The sequence below is a fragment of the Micromonospora sp. C95 genome, assembly GCF_018070465.1.
Lineage (GTDB): Bacteria > Actinomycetota > Actinomycetes > Mycobacteriales > Micromonosporaceae > Micromonospora.
On sequence record NZ_JAGPXT010000013.1, the window covers coordinates 84451 to 98940 of the forward strand.

Genomic DNA, 14490 nt, shown 5'->3' on the forward strand with positions numbered 1-14490 from the left:
ATCGCTGTCTAGGGCCTCAGCGCATGAGGGATAGTTGCTGGAGGTGACGTCGTACGCGGGGCGTCAGAAGGCTGAGCTTGTCGAGATTGGCAATGATCTTGGTAAACATCAGGCGGCGGAAGCTCAGCATGACCTCGTCCTGCTGCGTGTACGCGATACCGGCCTCGACGTCCAGGTCCATCCGGTCCCAGATCTCGGTGAGCTGGAACCGGCGCGCCATCAGCAACGAGGACTCCATCACGAACTCCTCGCGCTCGTGCAGCTCCCGGGACGTCATGTCGTCGTACAGGCCACGCAGCGCGAGGACACCGAAGGCGACGTGCCGGGATTCGTCTCGGGCCACGAGATCGATGATCTGCTTGATGGTCGGGTCGAATGAGCTGGCCTGACGAAGCCGGAAGGCGGCCAGGGCAAGGCCCTCCACAATGATCTGGTTGCCGAGATAGATGACGTCCCAGCGGCTGTCACCGATCACGCTGGCGAGCATGTCGCTCAAGGCTGGATTGACCGGGTAGGAGACGCCGAGTTGCTTCTGGTACCGGGCGAAGGCCTCGACGTGGCGCGCCTCGTCGGCGACCTGACTCGCTGCGTACAGCTTGGCGTCGACATCCGGCACCGTCTCCACCAGCCGGGCGGTGGCCATCAGCGCGCCCTGCTCACCATGGAGGAACTGGCTCGTCATCCAGGCGTGGTATTCCCACCGGAATGCGTCCCGTAGCTCCGGTGGGACCGGTGAATCATCCAGAGTGTGCAGAAGTTCGGCGGTCACTGCGGTCGGCTCGGCCAACGGGGCCCCGTACGTTATCTGCCGTCCCCAGTCGATGTCGCGTTGCGCGTCCCATTGCGCCGATTTTGCTTTTTCGTACAGCTCCCGCAGCTTAGCGTCTTTGGACTCGTAGTCCCAGGTGAACCGGGTAACCACGGACGCGTCGACGTCCATCGCCGCAAGTCCGTCGGCCATGCCGATGTCCTCCGCACCAGTTTGATTAAAACAATTCGTCGGCCTGAATGCTGCCTGAGGATGCTACCAGCTTCCCGCCCGCATCGTAATGCCCCTCTTTCGGTCACCTCTGGCATTCCGGGCGGTGGATGTCTAGCTCGCCGGGCGACCGGATATCCAGCGGCTCGGCAGGGCGACCTGAACGTCGCCGCCGTTGTGCGTGGCCAGCAGCACCTGGTCGTCGGCCACTCGCACCACGAGCGGTCCGATCGAGCGGTAAGGCGGCCAGGTCGCGGCGTCGAGCACTCCCCAGCAGGTCATCGCGCCGACCAGCACCGGATCGACCGGCACCCATCGGTCGTCCACCAGCAATTCGGCCCAGTAATGCAGATTCGCGTAGGGTGGCGCGGCGATTACACCGAATGAACGCCGGGCGACAGCCCCCACCCCCGCCGCCCGCTGTGCCACCAACTCGCTGACTCCGACGCAGTCCACCAGGCCGCTGTCCTGGATGAACGTCAGGTCACGCTGCAACGACGGCGGCAGGCGCATGAATTCGAACTCGTCCAGCGTGCCGAGTCGCGCGGCGAGCTCGTCCGGCACGGCCGGCCACCCGTCCTGAAGCGGCACGTCGACGTCCAGGCGTAGTCCCGCCGCCGGGGTCGTGACGACCTGTCGCGCCGTGGGTCCCGGCAGTGTCACGTCGAAACGGCACGGTCCGTCGTGCCTCGGTTCCGGGCAGTCAGCCTGGTACCTCAACCGGTACCGGATCGGTGCTTCGTGCGCTGCCGTCAGGGCGGCCGGCCAGGACCGCCGCGCCGCGCGGGACATCGGGCCGACGCCCAGATGAATGCAGACGTTGACCACGTCATGCCGGTCGAAGTGCACCTCGCCATCGACCCGGCGTGACGGCAGCCCGGCGTCGAGGAGCGCGACCAGTAGCGGCTCCGGGATCCGGTATCGGCGCTGTGCATCTTGCCGGCCAATCGAGAACCGGCGGGCGGAAGCAGGGATTCGGCGGAGCTTGGCGACCAGGTCAGGCACGGCCTGGAGACTGACATCAAACCGCGCCTGCTCCTGCATGCGAGTGATGCTACTTGATGTCGTCGAGAATGGTTTCTGCGTACCGCCCGCCACAATCGTCATTGACCGTACTGGTTTGCTCCGCTATCTTGTCGATCACCGGTAAGCGGAACGGGGGTCGGTATGGCGAATCGCACGACCGCGCGTGACGTGGTCGACGCAGCGATTGCCGCCCAAGTTCGCCACTCACCCCACAAGCCGTCGGTTGTGGAGGCTCGCCCGGCCAACGTTCGCAGCCTGACCTGGCTCGAACTCGACGAGGCCAGCCGTGCGGTCGCCGATCGGATCACCGCCGCCATCGGCGGTCCCGGCGTGCTCGCCGTCGATGTGCTCAACACCCTTGACGGCGTCATCGCACTCGTGGCGGCGTTACGCTCCGGCGCTGCTGTGCTGCCGATCGACCGGCAACTACCACGGCCGGAGCGCCGGGTGCTGCTCGACGCGGTGGCCGCCCGCTTCGGCACCGTTCACACGCTGGCGGGACCGACGGCCGGCCCGGTCCTGCACGCCGCCGTGCCGGACGCGTCGGAGTCGCCCGGCGACGTGGACTACCTCCTGGCCGGCGGCGGGACGTCGGGCCTGGCGAAGGTGACCGCGAGCGTGCTTCCGGCCGACTCCCTGGGGGTCCTCGGCGGCTTCCACCTGCTGCTGCGCCGCACCGGCTGGAGGCCCGGTCAGCGGCAGCTGATCGTCGGGCCGTTGTATCACGCAGCCCCCTTCACCTGCTTTCTCGGCGGCCTCTGCGACGGCCACACCATAGTGGTCACCGGCGCCTTCTCCCCGGCGAAGACCCTCGGCGCGATCGAACACACGAGCGTCGACTGGATGCAGGTCACGCCGGCGCATCTGAGAGCGGTGCTGCACGATGCCGATGTGTCCCGGGGCCGCCTGGCAAGCCTGCGCGGCGTGTTGCACACCGCCGCGCCCTGTGACGTGGCGACCAAGCGCGGCTGGATCTTGCTGCTCGGTCCGGACCGGATTTTCGAGACCTACGGCGCGACCGAGCAGATCGGGATGACGCTGACCGACGGCACACAGTGGCTGGCCCGCCCGGGGACGGTCGGCAAGGGCTTCATGACACAGATACGCATCATGCGGGATGGCCGACCGGTGCCGCCCGGCGAGATCGGCACCGTCTACCTGCGGCGCCCGGGAAATCAGCGCCGGGATCGGCCCGGGATCAGTCACACGCCGGGCGGCTTCCTCAGCGTCGGTGATGTGGGCTGGACGGACGCCGAGGGATACCTCTTCCTCGTCGGGCGTCAGGACGACATGATGACCGTCGGCGGTGTCAACGTGTATCCCGCCGAGATCGAGCTGTGCATCGGGGAACTGCCCGAGGTGGCCGACGTCGCCGTGGTGGCCCGGCAGCACGCAGGCCTCGGCTCGGTGCCGCATGCGCTGGTGGTGCCCATCACTGGATCGGGGCTCGCTCCCGGCACGGTGCGCAGCCATTGCCGGCGAAGGCTCGCGAAACACAAGGTTCCCAGGACCGTCGAGTTGATCGGCGAGTTACCCCGCCGCGATAACGGTAAGCTGCTGCGGTCTCAGTTGACGGCGGCGCCCGGTCGGACGGCGGTAGGCAGGCGGGAGGAACGGGCGTGACCACCGAGCAGTCCAGTCCGGCGATCGACCCGGATCGGCGCGAGACCCTACGCCGACTCGCTCTGTCGCATGACACCGTGGCGGAGGCCGAGCCGTTCTGGATCTCGCGTGACCGCGGCTGGATACCCGCCATCGCGGTCGTGCCGAAATCCTTCGCCAGCGCGGTCGAGATCCGCAACTTCCTGCGGGCCAACGACCCAGGCACCGAACCACCGCAGGTCATCGGGCTGCTCGGCGCACTGCCCCGGGACGAAGCCGGCGAGGTTCACCCCGACATGCTGCCGGAACTGGTCGCCGGTCTCGACCCGAGTCAGCTTTCGGAGTACCTGCCACCGGAGACCGAGGCCGAGGCCGTCGTCTGCGAGCTGATCGGCACGATCACCGGCGCTGTCTGGGTGAGCCCACTGGACGACTTCATCGATCTCGGCGGCACCTCGATCGACACCGTCCAATTGAGCGCCCGTATCCATGAGCGCTACGGTGTGACTCTGGCACTCGAGGAAATCTTCGAGGCCTCCACCCCGCGCGCTATCTCCCGGCTGATTGAAGCCGCCCGGAGCAGGTGATCACCATCTTGCTGGGGCGCGGCGACCGGCGGGACGCTGCCCTGTTCTTCGGCGGTCAGCTCGCGCTGACCCACGGACAGTTGCCGGCAGCGCTCGGCCCATGGCGACGGCTCCTGGATCGTCTGCCGGACCGGGGTGTGGTGCTGCTGTCCGCGAAACCCTCGGCCGCCGGTGTTTTGTGCCACCTCGCCGTCATCGAATCCGGCCATGTGGTGATGCCGGTGCTCCCTCAGGACGTGACGCGGCAAATGCGTGCGTTCGAGCCAGATCTGGTCGTCTTTCCAGCCGGTGCCCGGCAAGATCCACCCGTCGGCTATCGGGTTGTGCCGGCACCGGAGCCCGCCACCGCGTGGATGACGGTCGAACCCGCCAGCACGCCGCCGCCGAATCCGGACCTGTCCGTGGTGCTGCTCACCTCCGGCAGCGTCGGGCCGCCTCGCGGAGTGCGGCTGCCGGCCACCGCAGTGGCAGCCAACGCTGCGAGCATCACCACCGCGTTGGGCCTCACCCCCGCTGCCCGTGGTGTCACCTCGCTTGCGCTGCACCATAGCTATGGCCTGTCGGTGCTGCACAGCCACCTCTTCGCCGGGGGGTCGGTCTCGGTGACCGCCGAGCCTCCGACAACTCCCCAGTTCTGGCGGGAAGCGATCGGATGCGGGGTCACCGTGTTCGCCGGTGTCCCGCTCACGTACGAGGCGTTGGCCCGGCGGCTGGAACGCGAGTGGCCACCGGGGCTGCGGGCCGCCACTCAGGCGGGCGGGGCGCTACGGCCGGCGCTCGTGGCCCGGATCGCCGACGTCGCCCGCCGGCACGACGCCACATTCTTCGTCATGTACGGCCAGACCGAGGCGACCGCCCGGATGGCCGTTCTGGACGCGACCGCCGAACCGGCCGGCATCGGCTCGGTCGGCCGCGCCATCGCCGGCGGCCGGTTCCAGATCGCACCGAGCGACCACCGAGGCGACGGTGAGGTCGTCTACCACGGGCCCAATGTGATGCACGGGTACGCCGCCAACCGCGCCGATCTGGTCCGCAGTGATGAACTGCACGGTCGGCTGCACACCGGTGACCTCGGCCGCCTCGACGGCGATTTGCTCTACATCACTGGCCGGCGCCGACGGATCACGAAACTGACCGGAGCCCGGATCAGCCTGGACGAGATGGAAAGTGCCATCGGCGGCTGGGTCGTCGAGGCCGAGCGGCGGCTGCATGTATTCCATCGGGCCGCCAGTCCGGTACCCGCCACGCTGTTGAACGACGTGTGCGCCCGGCTCAGCATTCCGCTCTCGTACGTGTCGGTGTGCCCGCTGGACACCGTACCGATGACCGCGACCGGCAAGGTCGATTACCCGGCCCTGGTCGAATTGGCGGCGGGCAACCAGTCGACGAGCGCGGCGTCCGGGTCCGGGGGATGCCCGGCCACACCCGTAGCGAAGCCGACCACCCGGATGGAACGTCGCGGATGAGCCTCATCGTAGCCACCACGTTGCAGCAGGAGGACTGGATCAGGTCGTTGTCGCGAGGCGGCCGGTTGCGAAGCATGCCGTGCGTGGTATCGGTGCCCCGGCTGCTGACCGCCGAGAAGCTGAGCGATGCCCTCGCCGTACTGCTGGCTGAGCATCCCGCGTTGCGGACCAGCTTCGGTGACGATCCAGGCCGCGCGTTCGTCCACACCGTGGATCACGCACCGACGGTGGTCTCACTCGACCATCGCGGAGATCCGGTGGAGACGATGCGCGAGTTCGCGACCCGGCCGTTCGACCTCGATGCCGCGACGCGCATCCGGGCCGGCCTGCTCCGCGTCGCCCAGCGGCAGAGCCTGCTCGTTCTCGGCATCGACCACCTCTGCGCCGACCTGGCCTCGCAGCACGTGATCGTGCACCGGCTCGGCGAGCTGCTGCGTCCGGGCACGACCGTCGCGTCGCAACCACCGGAAAGCCCCGGACCGTACGGCCGGTTCGCCGACCGCCAGCGCCGGGCCCTCGCCGGCCCCTGGGGCAAGTTGGTGCGAGCCTACTGGCGAGAGCATTTCGAACGGTGGGGCCCCGGTCGGCACCCGACCCCGTTCGCCCGTTCGGTGCCCGGCACCGGTACCAGCACCGCCCGGGCTCGGATTACGTTGCCCGGCTCGGCCCGGGCAGCCCTCGCCGCCCTCGCCCGGCAGCACCGGACCTCCCGATTCGTCGTGATGGCCGCGGCGATCCTGTGCGCCCAGGCTCGGCTGTCGGCGGCGCCTTCGGTCGCGGTGAGCACCGACTTCCACGGCCGGACCGCGCCCGGCACCGCCGACGTGGTGGGCCTCTTCTCGCACGGACTGCGGTTGCCATTGGAGCGGTCGGAGGCGGTCGACCTCAACCTGGCTGTGCCGACCGTCCGAGAACGGCTGAACGCGATGAACCGCGTCGCAGTACCGCTCGGCACGGCGGCCTCCGACTGGGCCCGCGAGGCGGGTGTCACCCCCGCCGCCGGAGCGGACCTCTACCTGGTGACGCAGCCCCGGCCCGCGAAGCGACCGGATGACGGGCTCGACCGGCCTGATGTGAACGCCTTCGCCGCGGCCGGCCCCGACCGGCTGTACGTCGAACTCGCCGGCGAGGGTACCGAGCTGGCGCTCGACGTACGTATGCACACCGGAACCTTCGATCCGCAACGCGTCACCGAGGCGCTGACCGGAACCTTTTCCATGATCACTCGCGCGGCGCTCGCCGGAACGACGACTGGCGGTATTCGGCAATGACCCGTGATATCGACGCCTCCCGCCGGATCCCCGCACCAATCGGGCGGCGACGCTGGGTGGCATGGGCATGTTCGTCACTGGTCCTGTCGGTGTCGTGATGGCGGAGCGTGAACGCGGCGGCCGCAACATCCCCGCAGTGGGGCTGGGGACCAGCCCTTTCGGCAAGGAGTGCGACGAGCGGACGGCGGAGGCGGTGGTCCGCGCTGCGCTCGATTTCGGCATCGCCCACTTCGACACCGCCGACAGCTACGGCCCCGGCCGCAGCGGTCGGGCCGAGCAGATCCTGGGCCGGGCGCTTCACGGAGTGCGTGACCGGGTCTTCATCACCAGCAAGGTGGGCACGGAGTTCGCGGGCCAGCCGCCGTCCCTCAGCCCGGATCGGATCCGCGCCGGCATCGAGGCGTCTCTACGCCGGCTGCGCACCGACTACCTGGACGCCTACCTCCTGCACGTGCCTGACCCGGCGACTGCACTGGATGACGCCGTCGACACGCTGGCGGAACTGGTCGACGCCGGCCTCGTCCGGGCGATCGGCGCCGCGAATCATCACGCGGAGGCGCTGCTGCGTGCGGCCGGGCGTTCCTCGGCCTTCACGGTGGTGCAGGACGAGTACAGCCTGCTCCGGCGGGACGTGGAGATGGAGACGCTGCCGGCCTGCCGCCGGGCCGAACTCGACTTCGTCTGCTATGCGCCGCTGGCCGAAGGACTGCTGACCGGCAAGTACGAGAGGGCAGAGCCGGCGCTCGGGCGGCTGAGCGCCCGGCCAGCCCGGAAGAATGCGCGGTGGCAGACGCCGCAAACCCGCCGCGCCCTGGCCCGTTTTCTGGACCTCTGCGCCGAAGCGGCGCTGCCGCCGGCCCAGGTGGCGCTGCGCTGGTTGCTGGACCAGCGCGATGTCACTGCCGTCATTCCCGCCGCCACCACAGTGGACCAGGTTGCGGAGCTGGCATCCGCAGTCACCGTCGAGATCGACCGGGGCCTACTCGCAGCCGTTACGGACATCGATCCGATGCGCTAGACGTACGCTCGTTCGCAATACCGGAAGGAGGGCTGTCGGGCTGTGACCGTGATCGAGGCTGTGGGCGGCTATCTGCCGCCGACCCGGGTCCGGATCGGTGAGCTGCTGGGTCGGCACGGGATGAAACCGAACCGGGTCAGGATGTACGAGCGGTTCTTCGGCTTCGGCGAGGTTCCCCTGGATCCGGATGCGGGCTTGGTCGATCTGCTGGTGCACACGGTCATGACACTGCCGGCGTTCGAGGAACGGCGGCCGCTGATTCGCTACGTCATCCAGGCGAGGACCATGCCGGTCGTCGCGCCGTACCCCGTGAATCCGCTGCATGAGGCGTGCCGGCGACTGGAGCTGGAGCATGCCACCGCCTTCTGTCTGACGCAGCACGCCTGCGCATCTGGCCTACTGGCGATCGATGTGGCAGGTCACCTGCTGGCTGGGGACGGCGAGCAGGACGCGCTCGCTCTCGTGGTGGTGGGAGAGAAGACGTTCACCTCGACTCCCCGGCTGGTGAACACCACGGGGGTGATGGGTGAGGGGGCGGCGGCGATCCTCGTCCGGGCCGACGGCGAGCGGGACCGGGTACTCGGTTACGCCAGCCGGACCCACGGCCAGTACCACGCCGCGGGCTCGATGTCGCCACAGCAGATCGCGCAGTTCAACGAGCAGTACCCGGACCACCTGGCCGCCGTGATACTGGCCGCTGTCGAGAACGCCAGCCTCGACTTGGCGGACATCGATCTGATCCTGCCGCACAACGTCGGCTGGATGTCGTGGTCGCGAGTCCTGCGCAGCCTGGGCATCACCGGTTCGGAGCGGCTTTTCGCCGACAACTTCGCCGCCTACGGGCACAGCTTCGGAGCGGACTCCTTCCTGAACTACCGATCGGCCTGCGACGCCGGCCGCATCCGCCCCGGGGACCGGTACCTGATGACGGCCGTCGGTCTGGGTGCCACGTTCGCGGCCATGGTGTTGCAGCATTGAGCGGGATGACCGTGCACCGCAGGCGGTGCGAGGAAGGAAGCCCGGATGTACCTGGGAAGGCAACCGGACCCGGCCGGTGCGGCGGGGACCTTGCGGATCGTGTCCGGTGTTCAGTGCGTACTTGAGCCCGTGGCTCCCTATCCTGAACACGACCGGATCTACTTCACCAATCTGCTGGCGAGCTACGGCCTGCCGGCGCCGGACCACTTTGCCGCCGCCGGCCGGGTCACGTTCACCGAGCTGGTCGCGGCGCTGCTGTCCGACCTCGGGGCACAGCTGTCCCCGTTCGACCTGGCGCTGATGACCAGCGTCACGTCGGACTCCGAACTTGGCTGGCCGATGTGCTATCTACGCCACGTCCTGCCGGATACCGGCCTGGCCTTCGCGGTGGCCGATCAGGGTGTCGTGGCGCCGTTCACGGCTCTGCACCTGGCTGTCCAGCGGGTCCGTACGGGCGGCGCCCGCCGGGTCCTGCTGGTCATGCTCGACCAGGCGGCTCTCTTGCACGACGGCCAGGTACCCGACCGGATGCGGGTGGAGGGCAACGCGGGTGTGGCCCTGGCCCTCGACGCGAGCGACACCGGCGGCGCGGCAGTGAGTGCGGTCCACTCGCGGCGAGTCGACAGATCGGACGTGGCGGGCTTGTGGACGCGACTCGTAGGGCAAGCGCGCGACAGCAGCGACCTCGCGATCACCGCCGTGTGCGGGCTGGGACTGCTGGACACTCTTCCGGCATCACCGCCGGCCGAGACCGCGGCTCCGGCACCCGGAGTTCCGTGCACCGGGATCTGGCAGACCTTCCTCACCCGGCTGCCCCAGTGGCGGACCACCGGACGCCGACTGCTACTGGCCGACTACGACCCGGAGCTGGGGCGGTTGGCGCACTGCCTGATCGATATCCGGCCGGAGGTGCCCGCCACGTCCGCAACATGACGCGAGACCGGCCCGTCCGGGGCGGGGGCGACGAACTGCGGGCCGGACTCGTCCCGCCGCCGTGTGCGACTGCCGGTCAGCTCCGCTCACCGGCGAGGGCGAGAATCTTTGCGGCCACCTCATCCGGTCCCAGACCGTCGGTCTCGACCACCGACCCCCGCTCGGCGAGCCCGTGGAAGGCCTTCTCGTACCGATCGAGCTGTTCCAGCCGCCATGGCCGGGCACCGACGTCCACCGTGTCCGCCTCGATGCGTCGACGGAGCACATCGGACGAGGCGTGCAGGGTCACGTGCAGCACGTCCAGCCTGCGCCGGCGCAGACCGTCCAGGATCTCCAGCTGATAATCGAGATTGAGAACCGACATCGCCATCAGCACCGTCGCATTCCGCCGGGCCCGGCGGGCCGCGCCTCGAATGGTTCCGGTACGCCACATCGAGAAGTCCTGGAAATCGCCGGGCCGGAGAATGCCGAGCGTCCGCTGCAGAACCCCGCCGTACACCTCGGGGTCGTATGTCGTCGCGTCCGGCAGGCTCGCGTGCAGCTTCGCGACTGTTGTCGTCTTACCCACCCCGAAGGGCCCGTTGATCCAAATTATCACGTGCGGCTCTCTCCCTCTGGTGAGGCTACGACGCCTACTTCGCCGTTCGCGTGGGCGTCGCCATGGTATGCGGCGCAATGCATCTCGTACATCCGGGCGTAGCGGCCGCCGATCTCCATCAGCTCCTCATGTGTGCCGAGCTCGGTCGGCCGCCCTCGATGCAGCACGACGATCAAGTCAGCCGAACGGACCGTGGAGAATCGGTGCGAGACCACGACAGTGATGGTTCCGAATCGCTCGGCCAGCATTCTGGACAGGCGCGCCTGACGGGTGAATATGGCGTCCTCACTGGGCGCGTCGAGCGCTGCCGTCGGCTCGTCGAACAGCATGAGAATCGGAGCCTCGCGCATGTTTCCGCGGGCCAGGGCGACCTTCTGCCACTGCCCGCGAGAAAGGTCGGCGCCGCCCGGCAGAAGCGGTCCGATCGGTGTCGCCAGTCCCGTCGGAAGGTGGCTTTCCAGGTCGATGGCGGCCGATCGGCGGAGCGCGGCCCGCACCCGGTCCACGTCATCGATTCGGGACACGTCCCCGAGGCCGACCGCTTCCCGGAGGAGAACCTGATAGCGGCCGAAATCCTGGAAGGCGGCGGTGACCGCGTCCCGCCACCGGGGGTGGAGATCCTCGGTCGCTATGCCGTCGATCAGCAGCCGGCCCGACGTCGGCGGGTAGAAGCCGGCCAGCAGCTTCACCAGCGTCGACTTACCCGAGCCGTGCTCGCCGACCACGGCGACCACCGAGCCGGCCGGGATATCCAGCGTGACGTGCTCGATACTGGGGCCTGCGGCGTCGGGATAGGTGAACGCGACGTCGCGCAGCGAGATGCCCGTGGTCAGTCGGTCGGGCAACGGTAGATCGCCGCCCCGCCACGCCTGCCGCGCGTAGGACTTGAGCCAGTGGTACGGGCCGGTCACTGCGGCCGCGGCCAGCATGCGGCTGATCACATACAGCAGACGTTCGATCAGACTGCGTAGCTGACCGACAAGCGTCACCACCATGATCAGATCACCGATGGTGCGCTGCCCGCCGGCAACGAGGCGGACCACGAACCCGAGCGCCACCACGTAACCGAGGACCACGATCGCCCCGCCGACGCCGGACAGCGCGGCCGAGCGTATCGAGGCGGCGACCTGGATTCCGGACGCTCGGCGCCAGGCCGCGTCCGCCAGCCGCATGACCTCGCCGTGCGCGGACGCGGCCCGGACCTGGCGGACCGCCTCCGGCTGGGTGACCACCTCGTGAAGGTGCCGTTCCAGCCGTTCGTCCTCCGAGGCGCGCAGCGCTGCCCGGCCGATCCGGCCGTACGCGACAGCGTTGAGCGCACCCGCGGGGAGCATCAGCAGCAGCATGAGCAGCAGCGCCGGGTGCACCACTGCGAGCAGGACCATGGTGGCGAGTACGCGGATAGCCGAGGAAACCACATCGACGGCGGCCCAGCCGCCCTCGGCCAGCAGCATGCCCCGGCCCTGCACGAGGCCCAACCGGTCGGCGTATTCGGCCCGTTCCAGGTGTTCCAGGCCGGGCAGTGAGGCGGACATCCGCTGGATCTGCGGATCGAACTCCAGTCGCCCCACCCTCTCGGCGATGTCGAGCCGAGTCTGGAACTGGACGACGTCACCGACCGCGGTGAGCGCGAACGCGATCGCGGTGACCACGGCCCCGACCAGCGCGGCACCGGGCCGTCGATCCGCCGCGTTGTCGACGACGGCACGGATGCCGACCGCGGTCAGCACGAATAGCGCGTTCTGGACGATCACCAGAGCCAGGACCAGGAAGGTGCGGAACCGATCCACGGCCCACGAGCGACGCAGCACCAGCCACCACGTCATGGCGCGGGTACCTCCGGTCCGGTGACGGTCGCCGGTGCGGCGAACCGGTCGGCCTGCAACCGGTACAACCGGCTGTAGATCCCGCCGAGGGCCATCAGCTCATGGTGGCTACCGGTCTCGGCTGCGACTCCGCCGGACAGGATCACGATCGTATCGGCTTTCCGTACGGTGGCCAGGCGGTGCGAGATCAGCAGTACGCAGGCCTGCCGGGCGAGATCCTGGATCCGGGCGATGACCTCGGTCTCGGCCTGGACGTCAAGGTGGGCGGTGGGCTCGTCGAACAGCACGATACGGGCCCCGGCCCGGACGGCGAACAACGCGCGGGCCAGGCCCACCCGTGCCCACTGCCCGCCGGAGATATCCACCCCGCCAGTTCGGTTCGGCGACAGCGGCGTGTCCCAACCCGCGGGGAGACGGGCGACGAGATCCCCGAGACCCGCATCCTGTACGGCCGCCTCAAGATCACTGGTCGACGAGTGCCCGGGTGCGGCCAGCCGTACGTTGTCCCGGAAGGAGAGGGCATAGCGGATGGGGTCCTGTGCCGCGACGCACACGAGCCGATGCCGATCGGGGTGGTTGACCAGCGAAACGCCGTCCAGGGTGATCCGGCCGGTGCGGGGCAGGTACAGCCCCGCGACCAACTTCGTCACGGTGGTCTTGCCGGCACCGTTCAACCCGACGAGCGCGGTCAGCTTTCCGCTGGGGATCTCCAGGTCCAGGCCCTGCAGGACGTCGCGGCCGGTATAGCCGAACCGAATCCCGGAGAGGCGCAGGAGGCTTCCCCCGCCGGCCGGGAAAGGTGCGCCGTCGCCTCCCGGCGTCGCCGCGGGCGATTGGTGCCGCAGCTCCTCCAGCGCGCGGGCGGCCGGCAGGCCTTCGACATAGTCGAGTACCTCCTGCGCGGCGAACGCTCCACCGGCGACCGCCCACACCGCGGCCAGGTCGGTCGCCAGCCGGGAGAGGTCCAGCTGCCCGCGTGCCGCGGACAACGCCAGGATCGCTATCACCACGCCGGTTCCGCCGGCCAGGATCAGCGCACGCAGCCACTGCCGCCGCAGCATCCGGCGGCGGGCTGCCCGGTGCGGGTTCAGGTGCGCCTCGGTAGCGGACCGGTACCGGGCCTGCATCCAGCTCGCCAGGCCGAAGATCCGCAGTTCCTTGGCGACCTCCGCGCCCGTGAGCAGTGCGTCCCAGTAGCCGGCCAGCCGCCGGTGCGGTACCCCGTTGGTCCAGGCCGTGGCCAGCAGCAGCGCATCGGCTGCCTGGAGATGGCGGACGACCAGGACGATCAGCAGCAACAGCCCCGCGGCCACCGGCGAGTCACGGGCGATGACCAGCACCGCGAGGACGTTGGCGAGCAGCCGCGACCACAGGCACAGGAGTCCCCAGACCGCGGATCCGGAGGTACGACCCGTACGGTTGGTCGGCTCGCCGGCCGCCCTCGCGATGAGATCCTGATAGCCGGGATCCTCCAGCATCGGCATGCTGGCCGTCTCGGACACCGCGGCCTCGACGGCTCGCCTGTGGGTGCCATCCACCCGCCGGGTGAGCGCGAGACGCAAGGGCTCGACCGCGAACTCCACCACCTGCGCGATGATGAGCAGCACCGCCAGCGGCAGCAGAGCGCCGAGTGCGGACGTCGCCCACTCCTGGGAGCCGGACGCCTCCACGAGTTCCCGGACGAGCGCTCCGGCAGCCAGCGCCACAGCGGCCGGCACCAGGGACCGGCCGGTGAGTATGACGATCGAGAGCAGCCGCAACGGCGTTCCGGTGCCCGCCCACAGACGTAGGACGAGCCGCCGGTCTGAGACCTGGCCAGGTCGCGGTTCAGGCATCGGCCACCGGAAAGGATCGCCCCTGGGCACCGGCGGACCGGGAAGGGTCGGTCGGTCGCCGCGCGACCCGGTCGATCATCGCGTCCGCCGTCCGGAGCGTAACGTCGCCGGCGAACAGTTCATCCTGCAGCGGCAGACGTTTCGACCTCGCTGCGACCGGCACATCGCCCCGGCACCGGTCGGGGAGAACTGTCGCTTGCTGAGCCGATCGGTAGGCGATCCCGGCGACGTGACGGTCCGCCGTGGGCATCATGTGCGTCGCGGCGGTACCGCAACGGATGCCTGAAACAGGATCCGGCACGCCGACCAACATGCACTCCCTCCGCGGCACGATTGCCGTACGCCAGTCCTTCTTTGGCTTATTTTCGCGA

The 14490-nt window shown here is 69.2% G+C and carries 13 protein-coding genes; 7 read left to right on the forward strand and 6 right to left on the reverse strand.

Annotated features, from left to right (window positions below; genetic code table 11):
- Positions 1–16: 16 nt before the first annotated feature.
- Together KBX00_RS16980 and KBX00_RS16985 are read right to left on the reverse strand one after the other, a co-directional pair.
- Positions 17–961, reverse strand: coding sequence for a ferritin-like domain-containing protein (locus KBX00_RS16980; RefSeq protein WP_301548089.1), 945 nt, complete (start codon positions 959–961; stop codon positions 17–19).
- Positions 962–1093: 132 nt separating this feature from the next.
- Positions 1094–2023, reverse strand: a complete 930-nt coding sequence (locus KBX00_RS16985; protein ID WP_210828101.1) for a hypothetical protein — start codon at positions 2021–2023, stop codon at positions 1094–1096.
- Positions 2024–2146: 123 nt separating this feature from the next.
- Here KBX00_RS16985 and KBX00_RS16990 point away from each other — a divergent pair, with 123 nt between their 5' ends.
- The 7 genes from KBX00_RS16990 to KBX00_RS17020 all read left to right on the forward strand — a co-directional run bounded on the left by KBX00_RS16990 (position 2147) and on the right by KBX00_RS17020 (position 9860).
- Positions 2147–3628: a class I adenylate-forming enzyme family protein gene (locus KBX00_RS16990; RefSeq protein WP_301548090.1), complete on the forward strand. Its 1482-nt coding sequence runs from the start codon at positions 2147–2149 to the stop codon at positions 3626–3628.
- Positions 3625–4194: an acyl carrier protein gene (locus KBX00_RS29700; RefSeq protein ID WP_210828103.1), complete on the forward strand. Its 570-nt coding sequence runs from the start codon at positions 3625–3627 to the stop codon at positions 4192–4194. Before KBX00_RS16990 ends, KBX00_RS29700 begins: the two co-directional genes overlap by 4 nt.
- Complete coding sequence (locus KBX00_RS17000; RefSeq protein ID WP_210828104.1) at positions 4191–5660, forward strand: AMP-binding protein; 1470 nt, start codon at positions 4191–4193, stop codon at positions 5658–5660. Before KBX00_RS29700 ends, KBX00_RS17000 begins: the two co-directional genes overlap by 4 nt.
- Complete coding sequence (locus tag KBX00_RS17005) at positions 5657–6931, forward strand: condensation domain-containing protein (protein WP_210828105.1); 1275 nt, start codon at positions 5657–5659, stop codon at positions 6929–6931. Before KBX00_RS17000 ends, KBX00_RS17005 begins: the two co-directional genes overlap by 4 nt.
- A 97-nt stretch (positions 6932–7028) precedes the next feature.
- Positions 7029–7949, forward strand: coding sequence for an aldo/keto reductase (locus KBX00_RS17010; protein ID WP_210828106.1), 921 nt, complete (start codon positions 7029–7031; stop codon positions 7947–7949).
- A 42-nt stretch (positions 7950–7991) separates the two neighbouring features.
- Positions 7992–8927, forward strand: a complete 936-nt coding sequence (locus KBX00_RS17015; protein WP_210828112.1) for a 3-oxoacyl-[acyl-carrier-protein] synthase III C-terminal domain-containing protein — start codon at positions 7992–7994, stop codon at positions 8925–8927.
- A gap of 129 nt (positions 8928–9056) precedes the next feature.
- Positions 9057–9860, forward strand: coding sequence for a hypothetical protein (locus KBX00_RS17020; protein WP_210828114.1), 804 nt, complete (start codon positions 9057–9059; stop codon positions 9858–9860).
- Between the two features lie 76 nt (positions 9861–9936).
- On the opposite strand, the gene KBX00_RS17025 is transcribed toward KBX00_RS17020, so the two are convergent.
- Genes KBX00_RS17025 through KBX00_RS17040 form a run of 4 tightly spaced genes read right to left on the reverse strand, consistent with a single transcriptional unit; the run spans position 9937 to position 14432 of the window.
- Positions 9937–10458: an ATP/GTP-binding protein gene (locus KBX00_RS17025; RefSeq protein WP_210828115.1), complete on the reverse strand. Its 522-nt coding sequence runs from the start codon at positions 10456–10458 to the stop codon at positions 9937–9939.
- The gene (locus tag KBX00_RS17030) at positions 10455–12284 is read right to left on the reverse strand and encodes an ABC transporter ATP-binding protein (protein WP_210828116.1); all 1830 of its coding nucleotides are present in this window, start codon (positions 12282–12284) and stop codon (positions 10455–10457) included. Before KBX00_RS17030 ends, KBX00_RS17025 begins: the two co-directional genes overlap by 4 nt.
- The gene (locus KBX00_RS17035; RefSeq protein WP_210828120.1) at positions 12281–14119 is read right to left on the reverse strand and encodes an ATP-binding cassette domain-containing protein; all 1839 of its coding nucleotides are present in this window, start codon (positions 14117–14119) and stop codon (positions 12281–12283) included. Before KBX00_RS17035 ends, KBX00_RS17030 begins: the two co-directional genes overlap by 4 nt.
- A complete protein-coding gene (locus KBX00_RS17040) occupies positions 14112–14432 on the reverse strand; it encodes a hypothetical protein (protein ID WP_210828122.1) in 321 nt (106 codons plus the stop codon). Before KBX00_RS17040 ends, KBX00_RS17035 begins: the two co-directional genes overlap by 8 nt.
- Positions 14433–14490: the final 58 nt, after the last annotated feature.

Coding starts and splice junctions, on each gene's coding strand:
- KBX00_RS16980 (WP_301548089.1), bottom strand. CDS start 961: ATGGCCGACGGACTTGCGGCGATGGACGTCGACGCGTCCGTGGTTACC.
- KBX00_RS16985 (WP_210828101.1), bottom strand. CDS start 2,023: ATGCAGGAGCAGGCGCGGTTTGATGTCAGTCTCCAGGCCGTGCCTGAC.
- KBX00_RS16990 (WP_301548090.1), top strand. CDS start 2,147: ATGGCGAATCGCACGACCGCGCGTGACGTGGTCGACGCAGCGATTGCC.
- KBX00_RS17005 (WP_210828105.1), top strand. CDS start 5,657: ATGAGCCTCATCGTAGCCACCACGTTGCAGCAGGAGGACTGGATCAGG.
- KBX00_RS17010 (WP_210828106.1), top strand. CDS start 7,029: ATGGCGGAGCGTGAACGCGGCGGCCGCAACATCCCCGCAGTGGGGCTG.
- KBX00_RS17030 (WP_210828116.1), bottom strand. CDS start 12,284: ATGACGTGGTGGCTGGTGCTGCGTCGCTCGTGGGCCGTGGATCGGTTC.
- KBX00_RS17035 (WP_210828120.1), bottom strand. CDS start 14,119: ATGCCTGAACCGCGACCTGGCCAGGTCTCAGACCGGCGGCTCGTCCTA.
- KBX00_RS17040 (WP_210828122.1), bottom strand. CDS start 14,432: ATGTTGGTCGGCGTGCCGGATCCTGTTTCAGGCATCCGTTGCGGTACC.